Raw genomic sequence first — 22,969 nt, forward strand, 5'->3', positions numbered from 1 at the left:
TCAGGCAGGAAATTGATCAAGCAGGAAATTGATCAGGGAGTAGATATTAAGGGATAGACCGCAGTTACTGAGCGGCCATCGTCTGAATATTCAACCGACTCACAAAGCCCCTCCACCAGTTTAATGCCATAACCGGATGCCACGGGTGGCGCCTGCTCCTGAGCCTGACGCACCGCGGCCACATCAAACGCCTGCCCGGTATGGCTGATGGACAACTCCAGTAAACTGTTGCCTTCTCCTGTCAGTTTCAGGCTGATATCAATGGCGCCTTCTTCTAGAGACTCCAGGCGGGCCAGACGCTCACTGTAATAACTTGAAAAGCCTTCAATGGAATATTTATCCGCCGAGTTCATACCCAGCAGACCATGCTCCAGAGCATTATTGAAGAGCTCACTGATCAAGGTAAAGAGAACATCTTTGTGCCGGGCAAGACTGGTTTCATTGGCAACCAGTCGAATAAACTGATGCACCACTTCACCACTGCGCAACTCTTCCGCTTCCAGATGACAGTGTAGATTCCAGGGCAAGCTGACATTCGATGAACGCACCTCTAGATAGGCTTCCGCCGCTGCCGGATTATCAAATACCACTGGCTCACAATGAAGCTCAAACAATGAAATATCATCACTCTGTGCCTGCTGAAACTGGGCCACGGCTTCAGACACAGTCTGCAAATAGCTCTCACGTGGCGAGTTAAACAGTGCTCCCAGACGTTCCTCACCGAAAAACTCACCCTCGCTGTTGCGAGCCTCAATCACCCCATCGGTATAAACAAAGATACGGCTACGGGCTTCCGGTTTTATGGTGGTGATAGAGCGATCAAATTCATCGCATTCAAGCACTCCCAGTGGCATATGCTGAGCAGTGAGTCGGTCGGCCACACCGCCGCCGGGGGCAATCATCAGAATGTCATTCATGCCGCCATTCCAATAACTCAAACGATCACCGTTGACCGACAGCTCGAGAATGGCCGCACAAAAGAACATATACGAAGGCAGCAGTGACTGCAGCCGTAGATTGATTTCAAACGCGATATCACCCACATCGGCATGCTTTTTGGTCATGGCATAGAAAATATCAGACACCGGCAGACAGCCAATGGCCGCCGACAAACCATGACCGGTAAAATCACCCAGCATCACATACACACCTCCCGATGGGTTGGGTGCCGTCAACATCAAATCCCCATTGAACATCGACAGAGGAGTAATGCTGTAACGGATATTGCGGCATTGCATATCAACCCGCTGCATGCCATTGCGGAATACGTGTTCCACAATCGCATGTTCGCGATCCATCACCTTCTGGTGATACAACAAACTGGTATTGGATTCCTGCAACTGGCGGTAAAGTGCGGCGCTGCGCTGGTTGGCTTTTACCTTGGCCAGTAAGACATTGAGGTTGACCGGTTTGGGAATAAAATCATCACCACCCACCTCAAGACATTTGGCCAGGGTCTGCTCATCATCAAGAGCCGTAACAAACACCACCGGCTGATAACGTCCCGTTGTTTTGGCCTTGATGAGACGGGTAGCCTCGAAGCCATCCATAACCGGCATACTGACATCCATCAGTACCAGATCAATGGTGTCGTCAGCCTCAATGGCCTCCACAGCCTCTTTGCCATTGGCAGCCATTGCAAAGGTATAACCGTAATCGCTGAGGAGGTAGGCCAGCAGTTCACGGTTGTAGGCCTGATCATCAACGATCAGAATCCTGCCTTCCTGCAGCTCAATATCAGCCATTATTCTATGCTGAATTTCTTATCGAGCCGGGAGATAGAGAATAACTTTTTAACCTGGGCGTTGGCATTGATGATACGAATTTCAACCCCCTTATCGCCCCAGTGCTTCTGCATGTTAATCAGCATGCCGAGCGCCGAACTGTCCATAAAATGGGTCTTGCGAAAATCGATGGAAAACTGTGACACCAGCGATGCCGATACCGACTCATAGGAGCGACGGAATTCATCCACACAGTTGAAATCGAAGGTTTCGCCCAAGGCAATGGCGTATTCTCCGTCAGACAATGGCGACGTTGTAATACTCATGGGGCTCAGGTTCTCCTATAGACACACACCTTAATGAGTGTACCAAGTATTTATTATTTTGCCCGAAAGTCGGCCAGCTCAGTTAAGCAGCCAGCCAGCTATGGTTTATTTGGTGAGAGGACGAATACCTACGGCCTCGCGGCAGGCCTGCAGCAAAGGAGCGCTGTAAGAGCGCGCCTTTTCAGCCCCCATTTGCAACAACTCTTCCATATGCTTGGGATTGGCCAGTAACTCCTGATAGCGCTCGCGGGCTTCTCGCAACTCTTCATTGACCAGCTCAAACAATTGCTTCTTGGCTTCCCCCCAGGCAATCCCATCGAGGAAGGCCTGACGCATATCGGCGGTCTGTTGCTCTGTCGCAAACGCCTGCCACACCTGAAATACGGTGGAGGTATCCGGATCTTTGGGATCACCCGGCTCGAGCAAATTTGTCTTGATTTTGTTGATGTGTTTTTTGAGCTGCTTTTCGGTCAGGAACAACGGAATGGTATTGCCGTAACTTTTGCTCATTTTGCGCCCATCAAGGCCCTGCAGTACCGCGACCTTGTCGTCGACAACCGCCTCCGGCATCACAAAGTGCTCACCGTAGTGGTGATTGAAACGACCGGCAATATCCCGTGCCATTTCCACATGCTGAATCTGATCCTTGCCAACCGGCACCTGAGTGGCGTTAAACATCAGGATATCGGCTGCCATCAAAACCGGGTAACTGTAGAGCCCCATGGTCACACCAAAGTCAGTGTCTTCACCGGCCTCTTCATTAGCGGCCACAGCTGCCTTGTAGGCATGGGCACGGTTCATCAGGCCTTTGGCCGCCATGCAATTGAGCATCCAGCAGAGTTCCGGGATTTCAGGAATATCGGACTGACGATAAAACACCACCTTTTCAGGGTCCAGGCCCAAAGCCAGCCAAGTCGCCGCAATTTCTGTGGTGGAACGATGTACCTGTTCCGGATCATGACACTTGATCAGTGCGTGAAAATCAGCCAAAAAATAAAAAGACTGGACGTCCTGATTTTGACTGGCTTCAATCGCCGGGCGAATGGCCCCAACGTAGTTGCCCAGGTGTGGGGTTCCAGTGGTTGTAATACCGGTTAATACTCGTGCTTTGCTCATAATTATCTGATCACTAAATCTGGCCAGGCTATCTATAACAGGTTCTCTATAACAGACTCTCTGTAAGAACCACTTAACAAGTCGACCATTAACGGCCGGGAAAGCGGCAAATAATACCTTGATTTGTCGCTCTCTGCAGGGGTTTATCCGGGCTTTTAATTCGTCTCGTAATGTTGATCAGCAGCTTGCAGAATCACCGCATCGAAGCCTTGCTGGCACAACAGGTAGGCAGCCACCTGACTTCTGCGCCCGGCATCGTCTGTGATCACATAGCGCACGCCGGTATCCAGCTCCTTCAATTTATCGCGCAGTGCCGGCAAATTGATATTGCGGCTCCCGGGCACGTGCTGATGACGAAACTCCAGCGGTAAGCGTACATCGAGTAATTGATATGACGCTGGCGCCAATCCCTGCAACTCCTCAAATTGGATAAATTTCTGTACCGGCTCCTGCAACAGGGATTTGAAATCGGCCTTTTCAAGGCGCATCAAGTAACCATCGCTGAGCATGGTAATACTGGCGTTGCGAGGCGCGTCACCGACCAGTGCCTCCTCGCCAAAGAACTGCCCCTGCTGCAGTTGCACATCCAGCTTGCCGGTCAAATTGGTAACCCGCGCGGAACCATGACCAATCACGTAAAAATAATCGCCCGCTTCACCCTCTTTGATGATCAGCTCTCCCTGTTTAACGGGCACTCGCTGAAAACGGGCAAACAGGCTCTGCAGGTGGGCGGGGGAAACCTTGTAAAACAGAGGCGACTGCAACAGCGCTGACATCCAATCGCCTTCGCCCTCATCCACTTCCACATGGGCCTGAGACAGATTAACCTCACCCAGCTCGGCGTCGTCATTGGCAGAGGGGAATTGCTCGGGCAACTCAACACCACCGGAGCTCTGGCTCCAGGCCAGTGCCACATCCAGAAACTCGGCATCAACTTTGAGCAATCGCGAAGCCGTATTGGCCACAGCCGACACTCGGGTTGGCGAACTGTCATCGAGGGTTAATCTGGCGGGTTCAGAATTGGCAGCAATGGTGGTAGGCCGGAAACTGGAGTCCACCAGATCCACAGAACCTTCCAACAGGTAATAGCGATAAGAGGCCTCTTTGCCTCGCTGAAAGATAATTTTACCCTTGTCACGGGTCACCACTTCGGCGTGTTCGGCGATGCGCTGACGATATTGCTCGTTTAAATCATCGAACGGACTGAAAGTTGATAACAAGGCTGGAATCTGATTTTCGGACACCGTATTTTCCTGCTGATAATTCCTGCTAAATAGTTCCTACTAGATAGTTCCAACTAAATAGCTCCTGCGAACCGCCTCTTGGGCTTATTAAAGACGACGGTCAGATGGCGCTGTCGCTCTGCACCAAAGCGTTATTTACATAGTAACTCAAAACTTTACAGAGCGAATAAGCATCTTCGGTACCTGCCATCTCACGAATGGAATGCATGGCAAAAGTCGGCACCCCAATATCAATGGTACGAACGCCAACTTCAGTGGCCGTAATGGGACCAATGGTGCTGCCACAACCAAGATCTGTGCGTGTCACAAACGCCTGTACCGGCACACCAACCTGTTCACACCAGTGGCGGAAGGCTCCCGCTGTTTCCGAATTGGTGGCATAGCGTTGATTGGCATTGATCTTAATCACCGGCCCCTGATTGATCTTCGGACCGTGATTCTGATCGTGCTTGTCACTGAAATTCGGATGGATGGCGTGTGCATTATCCGCAGAAATCATTAAGGACTGATTGATACAGCGCAAGCGCGCCTGTGGCTCCGGTTGCAGACGCACCAGAAAGTCTTCCAGCATGGGGCCCTGAGCACCGCACGCCGAGGCGCTGCCCACCTCTTCGTGATCATTGCAAATCAGTAACACACTGTGCTCTGTACCTGCTTGCAGCATGGCCTGCATACCGACGTAGCAACTGAGCAGGTTATCCAACCGGGCACTGCTGATAAACTCCTGTCGCAACCCCGTGACAGCGGGTTTCTGTACGTCGTAAAAGCTCAACTCGTAATCCAGTACCCTGTCGCAACTGGCTCCCTGCTGCTCAAGCCGCTGCTTTAACAGCTCACGAAAATCCCAGGCTTGTTTTTCATCACCCAAAAACAGCACGGGCGGCAGATGATTCTGGGCATTAATGGATTTGTTGCTGTTGGCCTCCCGATCAAGGTGTATCGCAAGACTGGGAACAACCGCTATGGCGGTCTCAAAGTCCAGCAACTGATTGCGAAGATGGCCCTCATGATCACGATAAGTTACTCGCCCAGCCAGGGACAGATCCCGGTCAAACCAGGTGCTTTGCAGTACCCCTCCATAGGTTTCAACCCCCAGTTGGGCATAGCCCTTGCGGTTGGTTTCCGGTGCGGGTTTTACTTTCAGACAAGGGCTGTCGGTATGGGCACCGATCATGCGAATACCCTGCGCATCCAGATCCGCAGTGCCGTACACAAATGCCAGCACAGAGGAATCATTGCGAGTGACGACATAGCGTTTACCCGGCTGCAACTGCCAGCAATCACTTTCATGCAAACGCTCGAATCCTGCCGAGATCAATGTCTCGGTAATATTTTTTGCCGCGTGAAACGGTGTGGGTGAGTGGCCAAGAAAATCCAGCAAGCCTTGATTAAATGTTTCCATTGTTCCCATATCACTTTGTCCCACGATGGTATTTACCTCGGTCTTATTTGTTCGTCATTGGTCAGATCAGTCTTTGCCAGACAGGGCTTCCATTCTCGCCATCAGGCTGGAGGTATCCCAACGACCCCCCCCCATCGCCTGCACATCTGCGTAGTACTGGTCCACCAACGCCGTCACCGGCAAGCTGGTGCCGTTATTACGAGCCTCCGTCAGGACGATATCCAGATCCTTACGCATCCAATCAACAGCAAAACCATGCTCGTACTCACCGGCCAACATGGTTTTGTGGCGGTTTTCCATTTGCCAGGATTGTGCCGCCCCCTGCGAAATCACCTCGACCACCTTGTGTGCATCCAACCCGGCGCGCTTGGCAAAATTCAAACCCTCCGACAGTCCCTGTAACAAGCCGGCAATGCAGATCTGATTCACCATTTTGCACAGCTGGCCACTGCCGACAGGGCCCATCAAATTAACGGCCTTGGCCATCACATCCAGAACGGGTATCGCTTTGGCAAACGCTTCTTCAGATCCCCCGACCATAATCGTCAGAGCCGCATTTTCAGCCCCCTGTTGACCACCGGAGACCGGCGCATCGAGAAACTCACAGCCCTGCTGTTTCAGCATAGCCGACAACTCCCGAGCCACCTCTGCCGAGGCTGTGGTGTGGTCAATAAACAAGGTGCCGGGTTTTAATGATGCAAAGGCGCCATCCTCACCAACAGTGACCTGACGCAGATCGTCGTCATTGCCAACGCAACACAACACCAGATCCGCATTACGCGAAGCCTCTGCCGGGGTTTCAGCGAATTGCCCGCCATATTGCGACACCCACTGCTGCGCCTTGGCCGTAGTGCGGTTATAAACAGTCATATCGAAACCGGCTTGCTGCAGATGACCGGCCATGGGAAACCCCATAACACCCAATCCGATAAACGTAATGCGCTTCATAATATCTCCACAATGTGTGCCACTCAGAGCACAACAAAAATGACTAACAACAAACTCAGAATAATCCGATAGATAACGAAAGGCACCATGCCAATTCGGTCAATCCACTTTAGAAAAAGATGGATACAGGCAATGGCCGAAACAAAGGACACCACCACACCCAGTAACACCGGCTGCCATTCAATATTGTCTTGTGATAACAGTTGCAACCCCTTGTAACTGCCGCTCAAGGCAATAATGGGAATCGACAGTAAAAAAGAAAAACGCGCAGCGGCCTGACGTGAAAACCCCATCATTAGTGCCGCTGTAATGGTAATTCCGGATCGCGAAGTGCCTGGAATCAGAGCCAACGCCTGTGCCACGCCAATCAGCAAAGCCTGCTTCAGGGTTATGTCGTTTAAATCCGTGGTACCGGTACGCCGATCAGCCCATCCCAACATCACACCAAAGATCAGGGTGGTGGCCGCAATAACCGCAGCCGAGCGCAGATTGGCTTCAATAAAATCATGAAACAGCAGGCCTGCAAAACAGGCCGGCGCGGTCGCCCAGATAATAAACCAGCCCAAACGACTTTCACGACTGTATCGCCCCTTGAGACTGTCAATCCAGGCGCAGAGCAGCGTCGCTATATCGCGCCTAAAGTAGATAACCACCGCCAACAGACTGCCAACGTGAACGGCCACATCGAAGGCCAATCCCTGATCAGGCCAACCCAGCACCTGAGAAGGCAGAATCAAATGAGCCGAGCTGGAAATAGGTAAAAATTCTGTCAACCCCTGAATCAGGGCAAGAATAATGGTTTGAATATGATCCATCAGTTACTTCTGATTCTTTCGCGCTTCTTCCAAGCCACCGAATCCCGGAGATAGGTGGGTTCGGATTGCTCAGCAGCAATGGTTTCACCACGGGCTAATTTTTCTGCGGCAATTCCCAGCATGACACCAGCAGTCGCTTTGATAATACATTGCGATTGGTTGTCTTCACGGTTCGCCAGAACCTCTGCCAAATCCGGGTAATGCCAGCCATCACCTATGGCAAAGAATTCTTGCACCAAGCTCTTAAACTGTGACTGGCAACAAAGCTCAGCCGGTTTCAGTACTTGTTCCTCAGACAGAGCAACCACACCATCAGGGCCAAATTCATAAAAACAGGCGTAAACTTCATCCATGCGGGCATCATTGGCCACCACCAAATAGCCTTTATCAACGCCCAGATTACCCTGTTCAGCTGCTGAGCGGGCAATGGTCTCCAGTGAAGACACCGGAATCAAAGGAATATCACGACCATAGGCCAGACCTTGGACCACTCCCAAACAGATTCTCAAACCAGTAAAAGAACCCGGGCCACAACCATAGGCAATGGCATCCAGGTCAGCCAGCTGCAGATTGTTATCTGTCAACAGGGCGTCAATCATCGGCAAAAGCTTTTGAGTGTGCTCTCGAGGGGCATCTTCGGTCAATTCAAATACCTGACCATCTCGCAACACAGCAACCGAACAAAGGTTTGAAGAAGTTTCCACCGCCAAAATAGTGCTCATGGCTTCACTCAATATCGTATTTAAAAGAAAGTCACCATTGTCTCAAAATTACGGGCTATTCAACAGCCAAAAAAAACCCCGCCGAAGCGGGGTTTGATTCAGGCAATGACACCCGAAGCGGCAACATTAACTCTTTTTGGCTGGGCGCCCACGCTTGGCTGGTGCCTTTTTAGCGGCGGCCTTCTTGGCTGGTGCCTTTTTCTTCGCTGGTGCTTTTTTGGCAGCAGGCTTCTTGGCAGCCGCTTTCTTGGCTGGAGCCTTCTTCACAGCAGGTTTCTTAACGGCTGCTTTCTTGGCAGCGGCCTTTTGTTTTGCCGCGGTTTTCTTCTCGGCAGCCTTGATTTTGGCTTCTGCTTTTTTCTCTGCGGCTTTGAGTTTGGCTGCCGCTTTTTTCTCTACCGCCGTAGCCTTGGCTTTGATGGTTTTTGCAGTGGCCTTGGCTTTGGCTACCAGCTTTTTCTCAGTCGCCACCAGTTTTTTGGCGTTGGCTGACTCACGCTGCTTCTTCCATTGAGCTTCAAAAACAGCAACAGCAGATTTCCACTCTTCTTCAGCACGCTCTTCAAGTTTGTTTTTGGCTTCTTCAACGCGATTCACAATATCAGCTTCAACGTGGTGAATCTTAGCCAGAATGGACTCTTTGGTAACAACCACTTTGGATTCCGCGGCTTGAACCTTGAGTTTACGCAGTTTTTCTTTGGCTTTGGCCAAAGCATTGGCAGCAGATTGCGCCGAACGCTTATCAACGGCTTTTTTGGTTTTGGAAGCTTTGGCTTTGGCAGCGTCAGCTTTTTTCTTGGCAGCAGCCAGAACCTTGTCTTGAGCAGCAATTTGTTTTTGCACTTTATCCAGAGCGGCTTCGGCTTTTACCAAAGCTGCAGGCTGAACAGATTTCGCCGAAGTTTTTTTAGGGGCAGCCTTACGGGCCGGTGTTTTTTTGGTAGCGGTTGTACGGCGCTTTGCTGGCGCCTTTTTAGCAGAAGCTTTTGCTGCTCTCGCCATTTCATAATCTCCTTATGATATTTAAAAAATGCCAAACTACTGACATAAAGAAAATAGCACAAATATTAGGCAGCAAAAGCATTTGATAACATTTTTCACTAAATAAAGTGATTTTTTTTAAAACAAATCACTTTATTTAAGCGAAAAAAAGATTTTTCAGGATTTTTAAAAGAAATCACAAAACATTTTTGTAACTTTTTACGATGTTGGCCAACATCTGAATATGATCTGGATCATCGTTCAAGCAGGGAATCATTGAATAATTTTTTCCGCCCGCTTCAAGAAAAACATCCCGGTTTTCTATTTTAATTTCTTCGAGAGTTTCCAGACAATCAGCAGCAAATGCCGGGCAAACCACCTGCACGGAATTAACGCCTGATTCACCCCAGGATTCCAGCAAATTACTGGTATAAGGTTTGAGCCACTCGGCCTTACCAAGCCTAGACTGAAAACTGATTTCCCAATCGTCTGCCTCAAGCCCCAGCTTCGCCACTGTTCGCTCTGCCGTTTCTTTGCACTGACAATAATAGGGATCTCCGAGATCCACACAACGGCGAGGAATACCATGAAAAGAGAACAATAATTTTTCAGCACTGCCATGCTGCTCACGGTAGCGCGCAATGGATCCCGCGAGCGCCTCTATGTAACTGTCCAATTGATAATACTGCTTGTGCACCACCAGATTGGGAATATCGCGCCGGGACATAGTTAATCGCGCAACCTGATCATATACCGCCCCCGTGGTCGTTGCCGAGAATTGAGGATAGAGCGGCAGAATCAGAATGCGGTCGATGTATTCATCACCAGAATAAGATTCCATTTCTGTCACCACATCTTCAATGGATGGGCTACCGTAGGTCATGGCGTAGCGAATCAAGATATCACCGCTGGCAACATCTTCCGCAAGATTCTCTTTCAAAGCAGCCACCTGCCGCTTGGTAATGGCCAGGAGTGGTGACCCGTCTTCGGTCCAAATGGATTGATAAGCCTCAGCGACTTTTCCCGGCCGGAAAGGCAAAATAAAACAGTTCAGAATAATCTGCCAAATGGGCTTTGGGATCTCAACCACACGTTGATCACTGAGAAATTCAGCTAAAAATTTACGCACAGCAGCCGCAGTCGGCTTCTCTGGCGTACCAAGATTGACCAGTACAACCCCAAGACGATCTGACACAATTACCCCCAAATCAAAAAATTACGTTTGTCATTAAGCAACAGTTCATTTATTGCAGACAAAAAAAATAGGCTCTTTCGAGCCTATTTCAAACCAACTGTTAAGCGAGCTTAAGTCAATAAGAGACTCAAGACAACGCGGCAAACAGCTGTTCTTTGATGTCATCCAGACTGCCTACACCAGCTACGCGAGTGTACTTAACCGATTGACCTTCACCACCGGCCATAGACTGATAGAAATCAACCAGCGGCTTGGTCTGCTCATGGTAAATACCCAGACGCTTGCGAACAGTCTCTTCCTGATCGTCTTCACGCTGCAATAAAGGCTCACCGGTCACATCGTCTTTACCTTCTTCTTTAGGCGGATTATGAATCACGTGGTAAACACGACCGGAAGCCTGATGAACTCGGCGACCACTCATGCGGCTTACGATTTCTTCATCATCAACATCAATTTCCAATACGTGATCAATGTCAACACCAGCCTGCTGCAGAGCTTCGGCCTGAGGAATGGTGCGAGGGAAACCATCAAACAAGAAACCTTTGGCACAGTCATCCTGGGCAATACGATCTTTTACCAGAGCGATAATCAAATCATCGGAAACCAGACCACCGGAAGCCATAATGTCCTTGGCCTGCAAGCCCAGAGGAGTGCCGGCTTTTACCGCAGCGCGCAACATATCACCCGTGGAAATCTGAGGGATACCATACTTCTCCATAATGAATTGTGCCTGGGTTCCCTTACCTGCACCGGGTGCGCCTAACAAAATGATACGCATTGGATGTTGACTCCTATAAAAAGTAAAAAAATCTGTGTTACCTGAGAGCTATTCGGGGACTCTGTGGCGGTAAAAATGGGGGCTACCATACACGCCAAGCCTAAAAATCTCAACCAAAGGGGCTTAGACCTTAGCACTAAAAAACGCTAACCCATTGATTTATATGATCTTTAATAAAAAGCTCACTCACCCAAAAACAACAATAAATGAAGATTATTTCGACAATAACCAGAAATGATGGCCGTTAAGATAGGTTAACTGCCTGTTTCGTCTGATCCCAGAGTTGATCAAGCCGCTCCAGCGACACCTGTTCAAAAGCCAGATTGTCACGTCGTAAGCACGCCTCAATATACTCAAAGCGCCGTTCAAATTTGGCGTTGGCTTGACGCAGGCTGGTCTCAGGATCGGATTTGAGATGACGGGCGAGATTGACCACCGAAAACAACAAGTCACCCAGTTCTTCATTTACAGCGGCTTGATCCCCCTGCTGCAAGGCCTCTTTAACCTCATCGAGCTCTTCGGAAATTTTGGCAAATACCGGCTCAATATCCGGCCAGTCAAACCCGACTCGTGCAGCACGCTTCTGTAACTTGGCCGCCCTCGGGAGAGCCGGCATGGCAATCGGCACATCGGCCAATACACCGGAAAAGCCCTTATCTTCCCGCTCCTGCTGCTTCAGAACCTCCCACTGCGCCTTGATGGCAAGCTCGTCGGACTCCGTGCGTTCCCCCTCAAAGCGCGCCTGTAATTCACCATTGGGAAATACATGCGGGTGGCGGCGAATTAATTTGTCGGTAACGCTGTGAATGATATCGTGAAAATCAAAGCGCCCTTCTTCCCTTGCCAACTGACTGTAAAAAATCACCTGAAACAGAAAATCACCCAGTTCTTCACGGAGCTGTTTGAAATCTTCCGTCTCAATGGCGTCAACCACTTCATAAGCTTCTTCAATGGTTGACGCAGCAATGGTTTTATAGGTTTGCACCAGATCCCAGGGGCAGCCACCGTCCGGATCCCGCAACCGCGCCATCAGGTAGAGAAGGTCATCCAGGTCATATCGCTGCGTCATCTGCGACCTCAGTGCTTGCGTCGGGCCGAGGCAACGTTCGGCAATTGATTGAGTTTCGATAAAATCCGGCTCAACTCGTTAAAGCTGCGAATTTCCAGAGTCACCTGCATATCCACCGTATTTTTTCGCTTGTCAGAAATGGTCTGCATAGCGCTGATGTTGATACTGGCTGAATCCAATAAGGTGGTGATGTCGCGCAACAGGCCATGGCGGTCATAGGCTTCGATGATCACATCCACAGAATAGAAGCTTTGCGGAGCCTCACCCCAACTCACCTGAATAATGCGCTCCGGCTCATCGGCCTGTAGCTGCAGGATATTGCTGCAATCCTGACGGTGAATGGAGACGCCACGTCCCAGCGTAATGTATCCGGTAATGGCATCGCCGGGGACCGGATGACAACAGCTGGCGATGTGAGTGAGGAGGTTACCAACACCGTCAATATAGAGATCAGAGCCCTGATTGGCGTGATCCGCACGTCCCACCAGAGAAATCGCCGGCGCCACATCCTTGTTAACTTCGAGCATCTTCTGTGCGGTGTTGAGCACCTGACCAACACCAATATCGCTGGCACCGACGGCGGCATAGAGATCATCAAGGGTGGTCAGATTAAGCTTGCGCGCCAGGGTCTCATAATCCAGATCATCCACGGCCAAACGGCGAAATTCTTTATCCAAAATGGCGCGGCCATCGGCAATATTCTGATCTCGCGCCTGCAATTTAAACCAGTGATGCACCTTGGCTCTGGCACGACCGGTTTTGAGATAACCCAATGCCGGAGATAACCAGTCGCGACTGGGTGATTCCCGCTTACCGGTTAAAACTTCCACCTGATCGGCGGTGCGTAAGGTGTAGTTCAACGGCACGATGCGGCCGTTGACTTTGGCCCCGCGACAACTGTGTCCCACCTCGGTGTGAACCCTATAAGCGAAGTCCAGTGGTGTGGAACCCAGCGGCAGATCCACCACGTGGCCATCCGGTGTAAATACGTAGATGCGATTCTGCTCGATGCTGCTGGCCAGATCCTCTTCCAGCGGATGCCCACCCAGCTCTTCGTGCCACTCGAGCACCTGACGCAACCATTCAATTTTCTGTTCGTAGCCGTCCTGATCGGCCTCGGTATCGGTTCCCTTATAAAGCCAGTGGGCGCAAACCCCGTACTCTGCCTCCTCGTGCATGGACCGGGTGCGAATCTGAACTTCCAACACCTTGCGATCAGGCCCGATAACCGCGGTGTGCAGCGAGCGATAGCCATTCTCCTTGGGTGAGGCAATGTAATCATCAAACTCGTTAGGGATATTGCGCCACAGACTGTGGACAATACCCAGTACGCCGTAACAATCCCTGACGGTTGGCACCAGAATCCGCACGGCGCGAATATCATAGACCTGAGAGAAGCCAATTCCCTTGCGCCGCATCTTCTTCCAAATACTGTAAATATGCTTGGCGCGACCAAATATCTCGGCATCGATTTCCGCTTCGGTCATTTCCTGTTGCAGGGTTTCAATCACATCTTCGATATAGGTCTGCCGCGCCACCCGCTTCTCATCAAGCAATTTGGCAATCGCCATATAATCATCGGGTTCGAGATAGCGGAAAGAAAGATCCTCAAGCTCCCATTTAATGTGACCAATACCCAGGCGATGAGCCAGCGGTGCGTAAATCTCTGATACTTCTCTGGCAACCCGGCGGCGCTTTTCCTCCGGGGCGTCTTTCACCGCTCTGATGGCGCAGGTTCGCTCTGCCAGCTTGATCAGGGCCACGCGGACGTCGTCCACCATCGCCACCAGCATCTTTCGAACATTTTCAGATTGTTCCTGGGACTGCTGACCAAACACACCATCTTCGGAATCGTTGCGCTGGGTAGTAATCGCCGCCATGCGAATAACCCCCTTGATCAATTTGGCCACGGTTTGACCAAATTGGGCTTCCACATCCACCAGGGGAATTCGGTGCTCACGCACGGCGCGATAGAGAACCGCAGCCTGCAAAGTCTCACAGTCGAGCTGCAAATCGGAGAGGGTCTGAGCCATTTCCAGACCCGTAATAAAACTGCTGGCGCCATTGGCCCAGACATTTTCGGCAGCTTTTGCGTCTTCAGCAGCCTGAAAGCTGGCTTCACAGGCTTTCTTTAATGCTGCCGTATCGATCTTGCTGCGCTGGTGGTAGGCCACCAGATTTTCAATCCAGGCATCAATATCCACCTGGCCGTCAGCAGTGACGGGATGATCTTCCCTAACTTTAACCATAATTTGGCCGTTTTATTGTTGTAGACTGCAGACCCATTGATCGCTCACTGATCGTGAAATCAAACTCGCGTAAACAGAGCCATGGTCTCCACATGCGCTGTGTGCGGGAACATATCCAACACCCTGATCGCACTTAATTCAAATCCCTGTTGCGACAATATAGCCGCATCCCGAACCAGACTGGCAGGATTACAGGATACATACACTCCGGATTCAAAGTCCGTCTGTCCCCACTGCTGACAGATAAATTTAGCACCGGCACGGGGGGGATCCAGTAAAAATTTATTGGCGCCCTCTCGCTTCAAGGCACTGCCCAAATCCGGCTGATCGAGATTAAGCGCCTTAAAATAGACGTTATCCAACCGGTTTAGTTCAGCATTGGCACGGCCACGCTCAACCATGGTTTCAACACCTTCAATTCCGACAACCTTACCCGCCTGCTGCGCCATGGGTAGCGTAAAGTTACCTATGCCACAGAACAAATCCAGTACGACATCGTCTTGTTGCAGCTGCAACCAGTCGACAGCCTGAATCACCATCTGTTCATTCACCTGACGATTGACCTGGGTAAAATCGGACGGTTCGAACCTGACAGTAACAGATTGGTTCATCAGTAAGTATTGACTCTGCAAAACCGGCTGATCGACCACCAACGGAGTCAGAGCACCATTTTTGGCACCCTGTAGCCAACAGCATACCGGTGCCTCCAGTTCACTGAGCCGTTGCCACAATAGCTGCCGTTGAAACTCGGGTATCGGCCGGGTATGGCGGATTACGATCACGCTGCCTTCCGCTTCAAGCCCCGCAAAAGCGCTCGCAATCAGCTCTATATGTGTAACACCGGACGCACCGGAGAAGCCATTCAACCATAGTTGTAGAGGCGCCCACACCAACTGCAATTGTGGTGCCAACACCTGGCAATGATACACAGCAATTAACTGATCCGACTGTCGGGAGCGAAACCCCATTCGTCCCTCTCTGGAAACACCAACCCGGGCTCGACTGCGATAGGATTCGGTAGATGTAATCGGCGGCAGCACATCAAAATCAGCCTTACCGGGTAATTGATGCTTGAGTGCCTCCAGCAAAGATTGCTGTTTCTCATGCAGCTGTTGTGACACAGCCAGATGTTGCAACTGACAACCACCACAGGATTGGTAATGCGGGCACGGCGCTGTTACCCGGTGAGCCGAAGGGGTCAGTACCTGCTTTACCTGACACTCGCTGTAACGTTTGTGCCGTTGATAATGGGAGATTTCCACCGTCTCGCCCGGCAATGCGCCACTGACAAAAACGGTTTTACCCTGATGACGGGCAATGCCTCGCCCTTCGGGAGACAAGGACTCTATGGTCAATTGCCGTGGCGCTTTTTCACCAGATTTCTGGGCAGATTTACCCTGCCCCGAACGCGAGGGTTTGAAAATTCTCGCCACGGTTATGCCCCATTATTGAACATTAAACAGACCGGATGACAAATAGCGGTCACCGCGATCACAAATCACGGCAACAATCACAGCATTCTCCAGCTCCTGACTCAGGCGCAACGCCCCGGCCACCGACCCGCCACTGGAAACGCCACAGAAAATGCCTTCCTGCTGTGCCAGAGCCCGCATGGTTTGTTCCGCCGTTTGCTGGTCCATATTAATGATGCGATCGACCCGGGCATCATCAAAGATGCTTGGCAGATATTCTGGCGACCAGCGCCGAATACCGGGAATGCTGGCACCTTCTTCAGGCTGCAGACCAACAATCTGGATGTCCGGATTCTGCTCTTTCAGGTAGCGTGACGTCCCCATGATAGTACCGGTGGTCCCCATGGAACTGACAAAGTGGGTAATTTCGCCCCCGGTCTGCTGCCATAACTCCGGTCCAGTGCTGTCATAATGGGCCTGGGGATTGTCATGATTGGCAAACTGATCCAGCACCCGACCTTGGCCGTCCGCTTCCATCTGCTTGGCCAGATCGCGCGCACCTTCCATGCTCTGTTCCTGCGACACCAGAATCAGTTCGGCGCCATAGGCCGCCATCGCGGCTTTGCGCTCTGCGGTCATATTATCGGGCATGATCAGAATCATACGGTAGCCCTTGATAGCCGCAGCCATGGCTAATGCAATACCGGTGTTGCCACTGGTAGCTTCGATCAGGGTATCACCGGGTTTGATATCACCGCGGGCTTCCGCCCGATTGATCATGGACAGGGCCGGACGATCCTTGACCGATCCGGCCGGATTATTGCCTTCCAGCTTGACCAAAATGGTATTGGAGGTATTGCCGGGTAGGCGCTGCAAGCGAACCAAGGGTGTGTTGCCAACAAAGGACTCAATGGTTGGGTACTGCATATCGACCGTAATTTCCTTAAAACTGTCTGTTTAAGCTCAAGCTTTAGCCCAAGTCTGCCATTTAAACGCCACAGTTTAGCGCCCGGTTTCACCACATTAAAAGAATATTAAGTTCTACCGTTATTCAATAATCACGGTTGCCAGCACGTAGTGTTGCTCATCTGAGAGGCTCACATGAACCGCCTGCGCACCCAACTCTGACATTCGCTCGATGGCACCTGCTGACAACAGCAACAAGGGTTTACCAAAATCATCATGGGTTACCGTCATATGCTGCCATGACACGCCCCGGCCAATGCCGGTTCCCAGAGCCTTGGCGCAGGCCTCTTTAACGCAAAAACGCTTGGCTAGAAAGCGCCCCGGCTGTTTCGATTGCTGATAGCCGCAACGCTCCTCAGGTGTCAGAATTCGCTCAACAAATTTATCGCCCAGGCGCTCAAGCGTGCTGTCCAAACGGGCGATTTCCAGAATGTCATTGCCCAGTCCCTTGATCAACTCTCAATCCTCCGCGGGGTCATACTCTTAAACAAATTGCGGCTTTGCAACGGCCGATTGCCCAGCAATGATTTTAACACCTGACGGGTTAAATGTTTGGCACCCAAGCGCACGGCGGGATCGTCATATTCCTCTCGGGCGATGGACTGCAATACTGCGCCGCTGAAACGCCCACGGTTGTCGTCACCAAATGACACCACAAACCCCTGTTCCTGATGGTAACCATAGTGATACTCCGCTTTGATCGGCAACCCCTGCGCATCACTGACAAAATTCAAGCCATAGCCCAGTTCGTTCAGCAACAGAAATTCAAAGCGGCGCAACACAACTTCCAAATCGGCATCACCGTAAAGCCCCTCTATGGCATCAGCGTAAGCGTAAAATAGCTCGGAGTGATCGTCGTGTTCCGGTAACAGCCGCATCAGCAGCTCATTAAGATAAAAGCCACTGAAAAGCCGCTTGTCCATCAGCTGACGAGGCACTCCCTGTGTTTCCATGTGGGTCAGGGTTTTCAAGGCGCTCTTGCCTTGCCACGAAATGATCAACGGGGTAAATGGTTGCAGATACTGGCGCTGCTTGCTTTTCTTGTTGCGCACCCCCTTGGCAATCAGAGGGATGCGACCGTAGCGTTCGGTAAAACAGCTGGCGATCACACTGGTGTCACCATAGGCGCGCGTGTGCAAAATATAGGCTTTTTCCAGATCAGCGCGCACGGCTTTATTGCCCGGAATTACTCATCATAACCAAGACTGCGCAAGGCTCTCTCATCGTCTGACCAGCCGGACTTGACCTTGACCCAGAGCTTCAGCATCACTTTGTTATCAAACAGGGTTTCCATATCCAGGCGCGCCTGTTGACCTATCTGTTTGATGCGAGAGCCCTTATCACCAATCAGAATGCGCTTCTGGCTGTCGCGCTCCACATGAATCAAAGCGCCGATATGAATGATATTCCCCTCATAGGAAAACTCTTCAATTTCCACCGTCATCTGGTAGGGCAACTCATCGCCCAACTGCCGGGTAATTTTTTCCCGCACAATTTCTGCGGCCAGAAACCGTGAGCTGCGATCGGTAATTTGATCCTCGGGATAAAAGTGCTCTGCAGCAGGTAAATATTTCGCCACCAACTCTTCAAGACGATCAAGGTTATTTTCCCGCAGCGCTGAAATGGGAATAATTTCTGTAACATTGAGTTGCTCACTCAAAGCCTGCAGATGGGGCAGAAGGGCTTCTTTCTCCTCGACCAGATCCACTTTGTTGACCGCAAGAATGATCGGGCAATCGACGTTTTGCAGACGCTTAACGACCATATCGTCTTCATCCGTCCAGGCCAGTCGATCCACAATAAACACCACCACATCCACATCGCGAATAGCGGTAGTTGCCGCACGATTCATATAGCGGTTCAGAGCCTTGCTGTGCTGCAGATGCAAACCCGGCGTATCCACATAAATGGCCTGTACGCCCCCCTCGGTTTTAATACCAAGCATGGCGTGACGCGTGGTTTGTGGCTTACGCGAGGTGATGCTGATTTTCTGTTTCAGAATATGGTTGAGCAATGTCGATTTACCGACATTGGGACGCCCAACGATGGCCACATAACCACAGCGGCTAGGGTTGTCAGTATCTTGAATTTCTTCAGTCACCACTCGACTCACTTCGATATTGTCTGCAGTTGTTCCAGCGCAACTGCCGCGGCCATTTTTTCGGCTGTTCGACGATTACTGGCGCGCGCACTGACTGGTTCAGGCAACAGCTCTATGCGGCACTCCACGGTAAACTCCTGAGAGTGCGCCTCGCCATGTACGTCAATAACCTTGTACTGTGGCAGCGATTTTTTACGGCCCTGCAGCAATTCCTGCAGCTCGGTTTTCGGATCCTTCTTAAGCTCCAGCTGGATATTTTGCAATCGACTGGCAAACCAATTCAGCACCCGCTCACGGGCCGCATCAAAGCCACTGTCGCGATGAATGGCGCCAATAATGGCTTCCACCGCATCGGCGAGAATGGAATCACGTCGGTGGCCGCCGCTTTTCATTTCTCCCTCGCCAAGAATCAGGCACTGACCCAGTTCAAACTCCCGCGCAACTTCTGCCAAGGTTTCACCTTTTACCAATTGTGAACGCAGACGGCTAAGCTGACCTTCTTTGGCCTGGGGAAATTTTTCAAACAGAGCTTCACCAATCACAAAATTAAGGATGGAATCACCGAGAAACTCGAGTCGCTCATTATTTCTGGCGCCACAGCTGCGATGAGTCAGAGCCAGAGTCAGGAGGGATGTATCGGAAAATTCATAGCCGATACGACTTAACAATCTTTGCAGGGTAATCTTATTCACTGTCTACGGGCTTACAACAAACGTCCGGGTTGGCACTGTTCCAATGGTTATTAAAGGGAATCAACAGCACGGTATTGCCAATCATCGGCACACGCTTTTCATAGTCGATAGTCACCTGAATGGCACCACCGGAGCGCTTCACTTTTACCTGTTTGGTAACATCACCGCGAATGTTGTTAATCTTGAAAAATTTCTTCAGTCGCTCTTTGATATCAGTTGAGGACATAGTCTTGGTATCCTCTGTCGCCAGTTCCTTGAGCGCTTCCTGAATGTACATATTATCGACATAGGGAGGGATGACTTTGAACGCCAAAAAAACAAAGAAACCAATGGATAACACCAGATACAATGTCCCGGTCGAAGCAAACCCTTTCTGTGACTTGGCCATACTCATAACAGCAGTCCTTTATTTGAATTAATTGTTATTGTATTTCGCCAACGCGCTTGAAGCTTGGCAGGCTCAGCAGAGAGTCCCAATGCATCCAGATAGCGAAAGCCTTGCCGACAATATTCTCTTCCGGCACTGGCCCCCACTCGCGGCTGTCGGAACTGTTATCGCGATTATCCCCCATCATGAAGTAGTGACCTTCCGGCACGATCCATGAGCCTTCCCGACTTAAACGTCCGGGAATCACGTTTTTGCGCATAGCGTGCTCCACACCACCCAGATTCTCACTCATGATCTGGTATTGTGGCGCCGCCGGTGGCAGCGAGGCCAACAGCGTCTGGGGCATTTTCTCCCCATTCACATATAGCACATTATTAATGTAGTGAATTTCATCGCCGGGCAGACCCACAACCCGCTTGATGTAATAAATGGACTTGTGCGGCGGGAAGAACACCATGACATCGCCACGCTCTGGCTGATTGATGTCCCACACTTTGGTCCGAACCACAGGCAGGCGAATGCCGTAGGTGTATTTGTTGACCAGAATAAAGTCGCCAATCTTCAATGTCGGAATCATGGAACCGGAGGGAATCTGAAACGGTTCGACCAGAAACGAACGCAGTATCAGGACGACAAACAACACCGGGAAAAACGACTTGGAATATTCAACCGGCCAACTCTCTTGTGAGGCTGCCTGACGTGCCTGATCGTAAGCCAGTTTTATTGTATCGTCGTCAAAATCAGCCTCTGCAAACTGGGATTCAACCGCGGCGATGGCCTTGCGGCGGCCCTTGGCAAGGGTGAAATGATCCAGCAACCAGATAGCACCGCTAACAAAAACCAGAATCACCAGCACCAGAGGAAAATTAATATCCATTAAATTGGCAGCCCCAAACCTTAACTATCAACTTTCAAAACCGCCAGGAACGCTTCCTGAGGAATTTCTACTTTACCGACCTGCTTCATGCGCTTCTTACCCGCTTTTTGCTTTTCCAGCAGCTTTTTCTTACGGGTAACGTCACCACCATAACACTTCGCAGTTACATTTTTACGCAATGCCTTTACCGTAGTACGGGCCACAATCTGACCGCCAATAGCCGCCTGAATGGCCACATCAAACATCTGACGAGGGATTAACTCCTTCATCTTATCGGCCAGCGCCCGACCTTTGTACTGAGCGTTATCGCGGTGAACAATCAATGCCAGCGCATCCACTTTTTCACCATTGATCAAAACATCCAGACGCACCAGTTTGGCAGCCTGAAAGCGATCAAACGAATAATCCAGAGACGCGAAACCGCGGCTCACCGACTTAACCCGATCAAAGAAGTCCATGACCACTTCGTTCATAGGCAACTCATAGGTGACTGATACCTGACCACCCATATACTGCAGATCTTTCTGCACACCACGCTTTTCAACACAGAGGGTAATCACCGCACCGAGATGTTCCTGAGGCACCAGAATGTTGGCCTCACAGATTGGCTCGCGCATTTCCTCGATAACGCTGATATCCGGCAACTTCGACGGGTTATCGACGTACACCACTTCGCCATCATTTTTTACTACTTCATAGACAACTGTCGGCGCGGTGGTAATCAGATCCAGATTGTATTCGCGTTCGAGACGCTCCTGAATGATTTCCATGTGCAGCATACCGAGGAAACCACAGCGGAAACCAAAACCCAGCGCATCGGAGCTCTCTGGCTCATAAAACAGCGAGGCATCGTTGAGCGTAAGCTTGGCCAGGGCATCGCGAAAGTCTTCATAATCATCGGAGCTGACCGGAAACAGACCGGCATAGACCTGGGGTTTTACCTTCTGAAAACCGGGAACCGCTTCCACATCTTCGGTTTTCACGTGGGTCAGGGTGTCACCTACGGGGGCACCGTGAATGTCTTTAATGCCAGCGACCACAAAGCCCACTTCACCGGCTTTCAGTTCACCGGTCACCTTGCGCTTGGGAGTAAACACACCCACGCTGTCCACCACATGCGCCTTGCCAATGGACTTGGTAATGATTTTGTCTTTGGTTTTAAGAGTTCCCTGCTTGACGCGTACCAGCGATACCACGCCCAAATAGTTATCGAACCAGGAATCAATAATCAGCGCTTGCAGCGGTGCATCCACATCGCCTTCCGGCGGCGGCACCATTCGCACCAACTCTTCCAGCACATCGGCAACACCCACACCAGACTTGGCACTGCAGGTCACTGCCTCGGTGGCATCAATACCAATGATCTCTTCAATTTCCTCAGATACCCTCTCTGGCTCAGCCTGAGGCAGGTCAATTTTGTTGAGAACCGGTATGACCTCAAGCCCCTGCTCAATGGCTGTATAACAGTTGGCCACCGACTGCGCTTCAACGCCCTGTGCGGCGTCCACAACCAGTAGAGCCCCCTCACAGGCCGTCAGAGAGCGGGATACCTCATAGGAAAAGTCCACATGCCCCGGAGTATCAATAAAGTTCAACTGATAGGTTTTGCCATCCTGAGCCGTGTAATCGAGAGTAACGCTTTGAGCCTTAATGGTAATACCACGCTCTCTTTCAATATCCATGGAATCCAGAACCTGAGCTTCCATCTCACGATCAGACAGGCCTCCGCAAATCTGGATAAAGCGATCAGCGATGGTGGATTTGCCGTGGTCAATATGGGCAATAATGGAAAAATTACGGATATGGCTTAAGTCGGTCACTGTAGGGTCTTCTATAAAACATCAACAAGCACCCGCTGCTTTCTCCGCCCGGAAGATGCAACTGATGCGGGTGGGAAAGCCCCTCAACCTGAAACAGGGAAAAGCAGGCCATTAAAAGGCCGCAAGTCTACCGTATTCAGCCCC

The 22,969-nt window shown here is 50.9% G+C and carries 22 protein-coding genes; all 22 read right to left on the minus strand.

Annotated elements, in window-relative coordinates; genetic code table 11:
* Positions 1 to 32: 32 nt before the first annotated feature.
* Positions 33 to 1,745, minus strand: coding sequence for an ATP-binding SpoIIE family protein phosphatase (locus tag ACPXV9_RS06315; protein WP_423895570.1), 1,713 nt, complete (start codon positions 1,743 to 1,745; stop codon positions 33 to 35).
* The gene (locus tag ACPXV9_RS06320; protein WP_423895572.1) at positions 1,745 to 2,050 is read right to left on the minus strand and encodes an STAS domain-containing protein; all 306 of its coding nucleotides are present in this window, start codon (positions 2,048 to 2,050) and stop codon (positions 1,745 to 1,747) included. Before ACPXV9_RS06320 ends, ACPXV9_RS06315 begins: the two co-directional genes overlap by 1 nt.
* Positions 2,051 to 2,155: 105 nt before the next feature.
* On the minus strand, positions 2,156 to 3,166 hold the full coding sequence (locus ACPXV9_RS06325) for a tryptophan--tRNA ligase (RefSeq protein ID WP_423895573.1): 1,011 nt from the start codon (positions 3,164 to 3,166) through the stop codon (positions 2,156 to 2,158).
* A gap of 155 nt (positions 3,167 to 3,321) precedes the next feature.
* A complete protein-coding gene (locus ACPXV9_RS06330) occupies positions 3,322 to 4,410 on the minus strand; it encodes a cyclic nucleotide-binding domain-containing protein (protein WP_423895575.1) in 1,089 nt (362 codons plus the stop codon).
* Between the two features lie 100 nt (positions 4,411 to 4,510).
* On the minus strand, positions 4,511 to 5,812 hold the full coding sequence (locus ACPXV9_RS06335) for a M18 family aminopeptidase (RefSeq protein ID WP_423895577.1): 1,302 nt from the start codon (positions 5,810 to 5,812) through the stop codon (positions 4,511 to 4,513).
* 66 nt (positions 5,813 to 5,878) lie between these two features.
* Positions 5,879 to 6,760, minus strand: coding sequence for an NAD(P)-dependent oxidoreductase (locus ACPXV9_RS06340; RefSeq protein ID WP_423895579.1), 882 nt, complete (start codon positions 6,758 to 6,760; stop codon positions 5,879 to 5,881).
* A gap of 23 nt (positions 6,761 to 6,783) precedes the next feature.
* A complete protein-coding gene (locus tag ACPXV9_RS06345; RefSeq protein ID WP_423895580.1) occupies positions 6,784 to 7,575 on the minus strand; it encodes an undecaprenyl-diphosphate phosphatase in 792 nt (263 codons plus the stop codon).
* The gene (gene tsaB / locus ACPXV9_RS06350; protein WP_423895582.1) at positions 7,575 to 8,297 is read right to left on the minus strand and encodes a tRNA (adenosine(37)-N6)-threonylcarbamoyltransferase complex dimerization subunit type 1 TsaB; all 723 of its coding nucleotides are present in this window, start codon (positions 8,295 to 8,297) and stop codon (positions 7,575 to 7,577) included. The genes ACPXV9_RS06345 and tsaB overlap by 1 nt, the downstream gene beginning before the upstream one ends.
* A gap of 126 nt (positions 8,298 to 8,423) precedes the next feature.
* On the minus strand, positions 8,424 to 9,299 hold the full coding sequence (locus tag ACPXV9_RS06355) for a hypothetical protein (protein ID WP_423895583.1): 876 nt from the start codon (positions 9,297 to 9,299) through the stop codon (positions 8,424 to 8,426).
* A gap of 175 nt (positions 9,300 to 9,474) precedes the next feature.
* Positions 9,475 to 10,473 carry a ferrochelatase gene (hemH, locus tag ACPXV9_RS06360; RefSeq protein WP_423895585.1) on the minus strand — a complete coding sequence of 333 codons (999 nt, stop codon included), beginning with the start codon at positions 10,471 to 10,473 and terminating at the stop codon, positions 9,475 to 9,477.
* Between the two features lie 127 nt (positions 10,474 to 10,600).
* On the minus strand, positions 10,601 to 11,251 hold the full coding sequence (adk, locus tag ACPXV9_RS06365; protein WP_423895587.1) for an adenylate kinase: 651 nt from the start codon (positions 11,249 to 11,251) through the stop codon (positions 10,601 to 10,603).
* A 244-nt stretch (positions 11,252 to 11,495) separates the two neighbouring features.
* The gene (mazG, locus tag ACPXV9_RS06370) at positions 11,496 to 12,320 is read right to left on the minus strand and encodes a nucleoside triphosphate pyrophosphohydrolase (RefSeq protein WP_423895589.1); all 825 of its coding nucleotides are present in this window, start codon (positions 12,318 to 12,320) and stop codon (positions 11,496 to 11,498) included.
* 8 nt (positions 12,321 to 12,328) lie between these two features.
* Positions 12,329 to 14,569, minus strand: a complete 2,241-nt coding sequence (gene relA / locus ACPXV9_RS06375; RefSeq protein WP_423895590.1) for a GTP diphosphokinase — start codon at positions 14,567 to 14,569, stop codon at positions 12,329 to 12,331.
* Positions 14,570 to 14,628: 59 nt separating this feature from the next.
* Positions 14,629 to 16,002, minus strand: a complete 1,374-nt coding sequence (gene rlmD / locus ACPXV9_RS06380; RefSeq protein WP_423895592.1) for a 23S rRNA (uracil(1939)-C(5))-methyltransferase RlmD — start codon at positions 16,000 to 16,002, stop codon at positions 14,629 to 14,631.
* Between the two features lie 12 nt (positions 16,003 to 16,014).
* The gene (gene cysM, locus ACPXV9_RS06385) at positions 16,015 to 16,908 is read right to left on the minus strand and encodes a cysteine synthase CysM (RefSeq protein ID WP_423895594.1); all 894 of its coding nucleotides are present in this window, start codon (positions 16,906 to 16,908) and stop codon (positions 16,015 to 16,017) included.
* Between the two features lie 120 nt (positions 16,909 to 17,028).
* Positions 17,029 to 17,403 carry a holo-ACP synthase gene (gene acpS / locus ACPXV9_RS06390; RefSeq protein WP_423895596.1) on the minus strand — a complete coding sequence of 125 codons (375 nt, stop codon included), beginning with the start codon at positions 17,401 to 17,403 and terminating at the stop codon, positions 17,029 to 17,031.
* Positions 17,400 to 18,116: a DNA repair protein RecO gene (recO, locus tag ACPXV9_RS06395; RefSeq protein ID WP_423895598.1), complete on the minus strand. Its 717-nt coding sequence runs from the start codon at positions 18,114 to 18,116 to the stop codon at positions 17,400 to 17,402. The genes acpS and recO overlap by 4 nt, the downstream gene beginning before the upstream one ends.
* Before the next feature lie 17 nt (positions 18,117 to 18,133).
* Positions 18,134 to 19,048: a GTPase Era gene (gene era, locus ACPXV9_RS06400; protein WP_423895599.1), complete on the minus strand. Its 915-nt coding sequence runs from the start codon at positions 19,046 to 19,048 to the stop codon at positions 18,134 to 18,136.
* A gap of 8 nt (positions 19,049 to 19,056) precedes the next feature.
* Positions 19,057 to 19,740, minus strand: coding sequence for a ribonuclease III (gene rnc / locus ACPXV9_RS06405; RefSeq protein ID WP_423895601.1), 684 nt, complete (start codon positions 19,738 to 19,740; stop codon positions 19,057 to 19,059).
* A complete protein-coding gene (locus tag ACPXV9_RS06410; RefSeq protein ID WP_423895603.1) occupies positions 19,733 to 20,134 on the minus strand; it encodes a DUF4845 domain-containing protein in 402 nt (133 codons plus the stop codon). Before ACPXV9_RS06410 ends, rnc begins: the two co-directional genes overlap by 8 nt.
* Before the next feature lie 28 nt (positions 20,135 to 20,162).
* A complete protein-coding gene (lepB, locus tag ACPXV9_RS06415; protein WP_423895604.1) occupies positions 20,163 to 21,005 on the minus strand; it encodes a signal peptidase I in 843 nt (280 codons plus the stop codon).
* Between the two features lie 20 nt (positions 21,006 to 21,025).
* Entirely contained in the window at positions 21,026 to 22,825 is a 1,800-nt protein-coding gene (gene lepA, locus ACPXV9_RS06420; RefSeq protein ID WP_423895607.1) for a translation elongation factor 4, read from the minus strand.
* Positions 22,826 to 22,969: the final 144 nt, after the last annotated feature.

Source organism: Candidatus Pelagadaptatus aseana (genome assembly GCF_040362265.1).
GTDB lineage: Bacteria > Pseudomonadota > Gammaproteobacteria > Pseudomonadales > Cellvibrionaceae > Pelagadaptatus > Pelagadaptatus aseana.

Excerpts from the sequence above, each read along its gene's own strand:
- ACPXV9_RS06315 (WP_423895570.1), bottom strand. The coding sequence starts at position 1,745 with ATGGCTGATATTGAGCTGCAGGAAGGCAGGATTCTGATCGTTGATGAT.
- ACPXV9_RS06320 (WP_423895572.1), bottom strand. The coding sequence starts at position 2,050 with ATGAGTATTACAACGTCGCCATTGTCTGACGGAGAATACGCCATTGCC.
- ACPXV9_RS06325 (WP_423895573.1), bottom strand. The coding sequence starts at position 3,166 with ATGAGCAAAGCACGAGTATTAACCGGTATTACAACCACTGGAACCCCA.
- ACPXV9_RS06335 (WP_423895577.1), bottom strand. The coding sequence starts at position 5,812 with ATGGAAACATTTAATCAAGGCTTGCTGGATTTTCTTGGCCACTCACCC.
- ACPXV9_RS06340 (WP_423895579.1), bottom strand. The coding sequence starts at position 6,760 with ATGAAGCGCATTACGTTTATCGGATTGGGTGTTATGGGGTTTCCCATG.
- ACPXV9_RS06345 (WP_423895580.1), bottom strand. The coding sequence starts at position 7,575 with ATGGATCATATTCAAACCATTATTCTTGCCCTGATTCAGGGGTTGACA.
- tsaB (WP_423895582.1), bottom strand. The coding sequence starts at position 8,297 with ATGAGCACTATTTTGGCGGTGGAAACTTCTTCAAACCTTTGTTCGGTT.
- ACPXV9_RS06355 (WP_423895583.1), bottom strand. The coding sequence starts at position 9,299 with ATGGCGAGAGCAGCAAAAGCTTCTGCTAAAAAGGCGCCAGCAAAGCGC.
- adk (WP_423895587.1), bottom strand. The coding sequence starts at position 11,251 with ATGCGTATCATTTTGTTAGGCGCACCCGGTGCAGGTAAGGGAACCCAG.
- mazG (WP_423895589.1), bottom strand. The coding sequence starts at position 12,320 with ATGACGCAGCGATATGACCTGGATGACCTTCTCTACCTGATGGCGCGG.
- relA (WP_423895590.1), bottom strand. The coding sequence starts at position 14,569 with ATGGTTAAAGTTAGGGAAGATCATCCCGTCACTGCTGACGGCCAGGTG.
- cysM (WP_423895594.1), bottom strand. The coding sequence starts at position 16,908 with ATGCAGTACCCAACCATTGAGTCCTTTGTTGGCAACACACCCTTGGTT.
- ACPXV9_RS06410 (WP_423895603.1), bottom strand. The coding sequence starts at position 20,134 with ATGAGTATGGCCAAGTCACAGAAAGGGTTTGCTTCGACCGGGACATTG.
- lepB (WP_423895604.1), bottom strand. The coding sequence starts at position 21,005 with ATGGATATTAATTTTCCTCTGGTGCTGGTGATTCTGGTTTTTGTTAGC.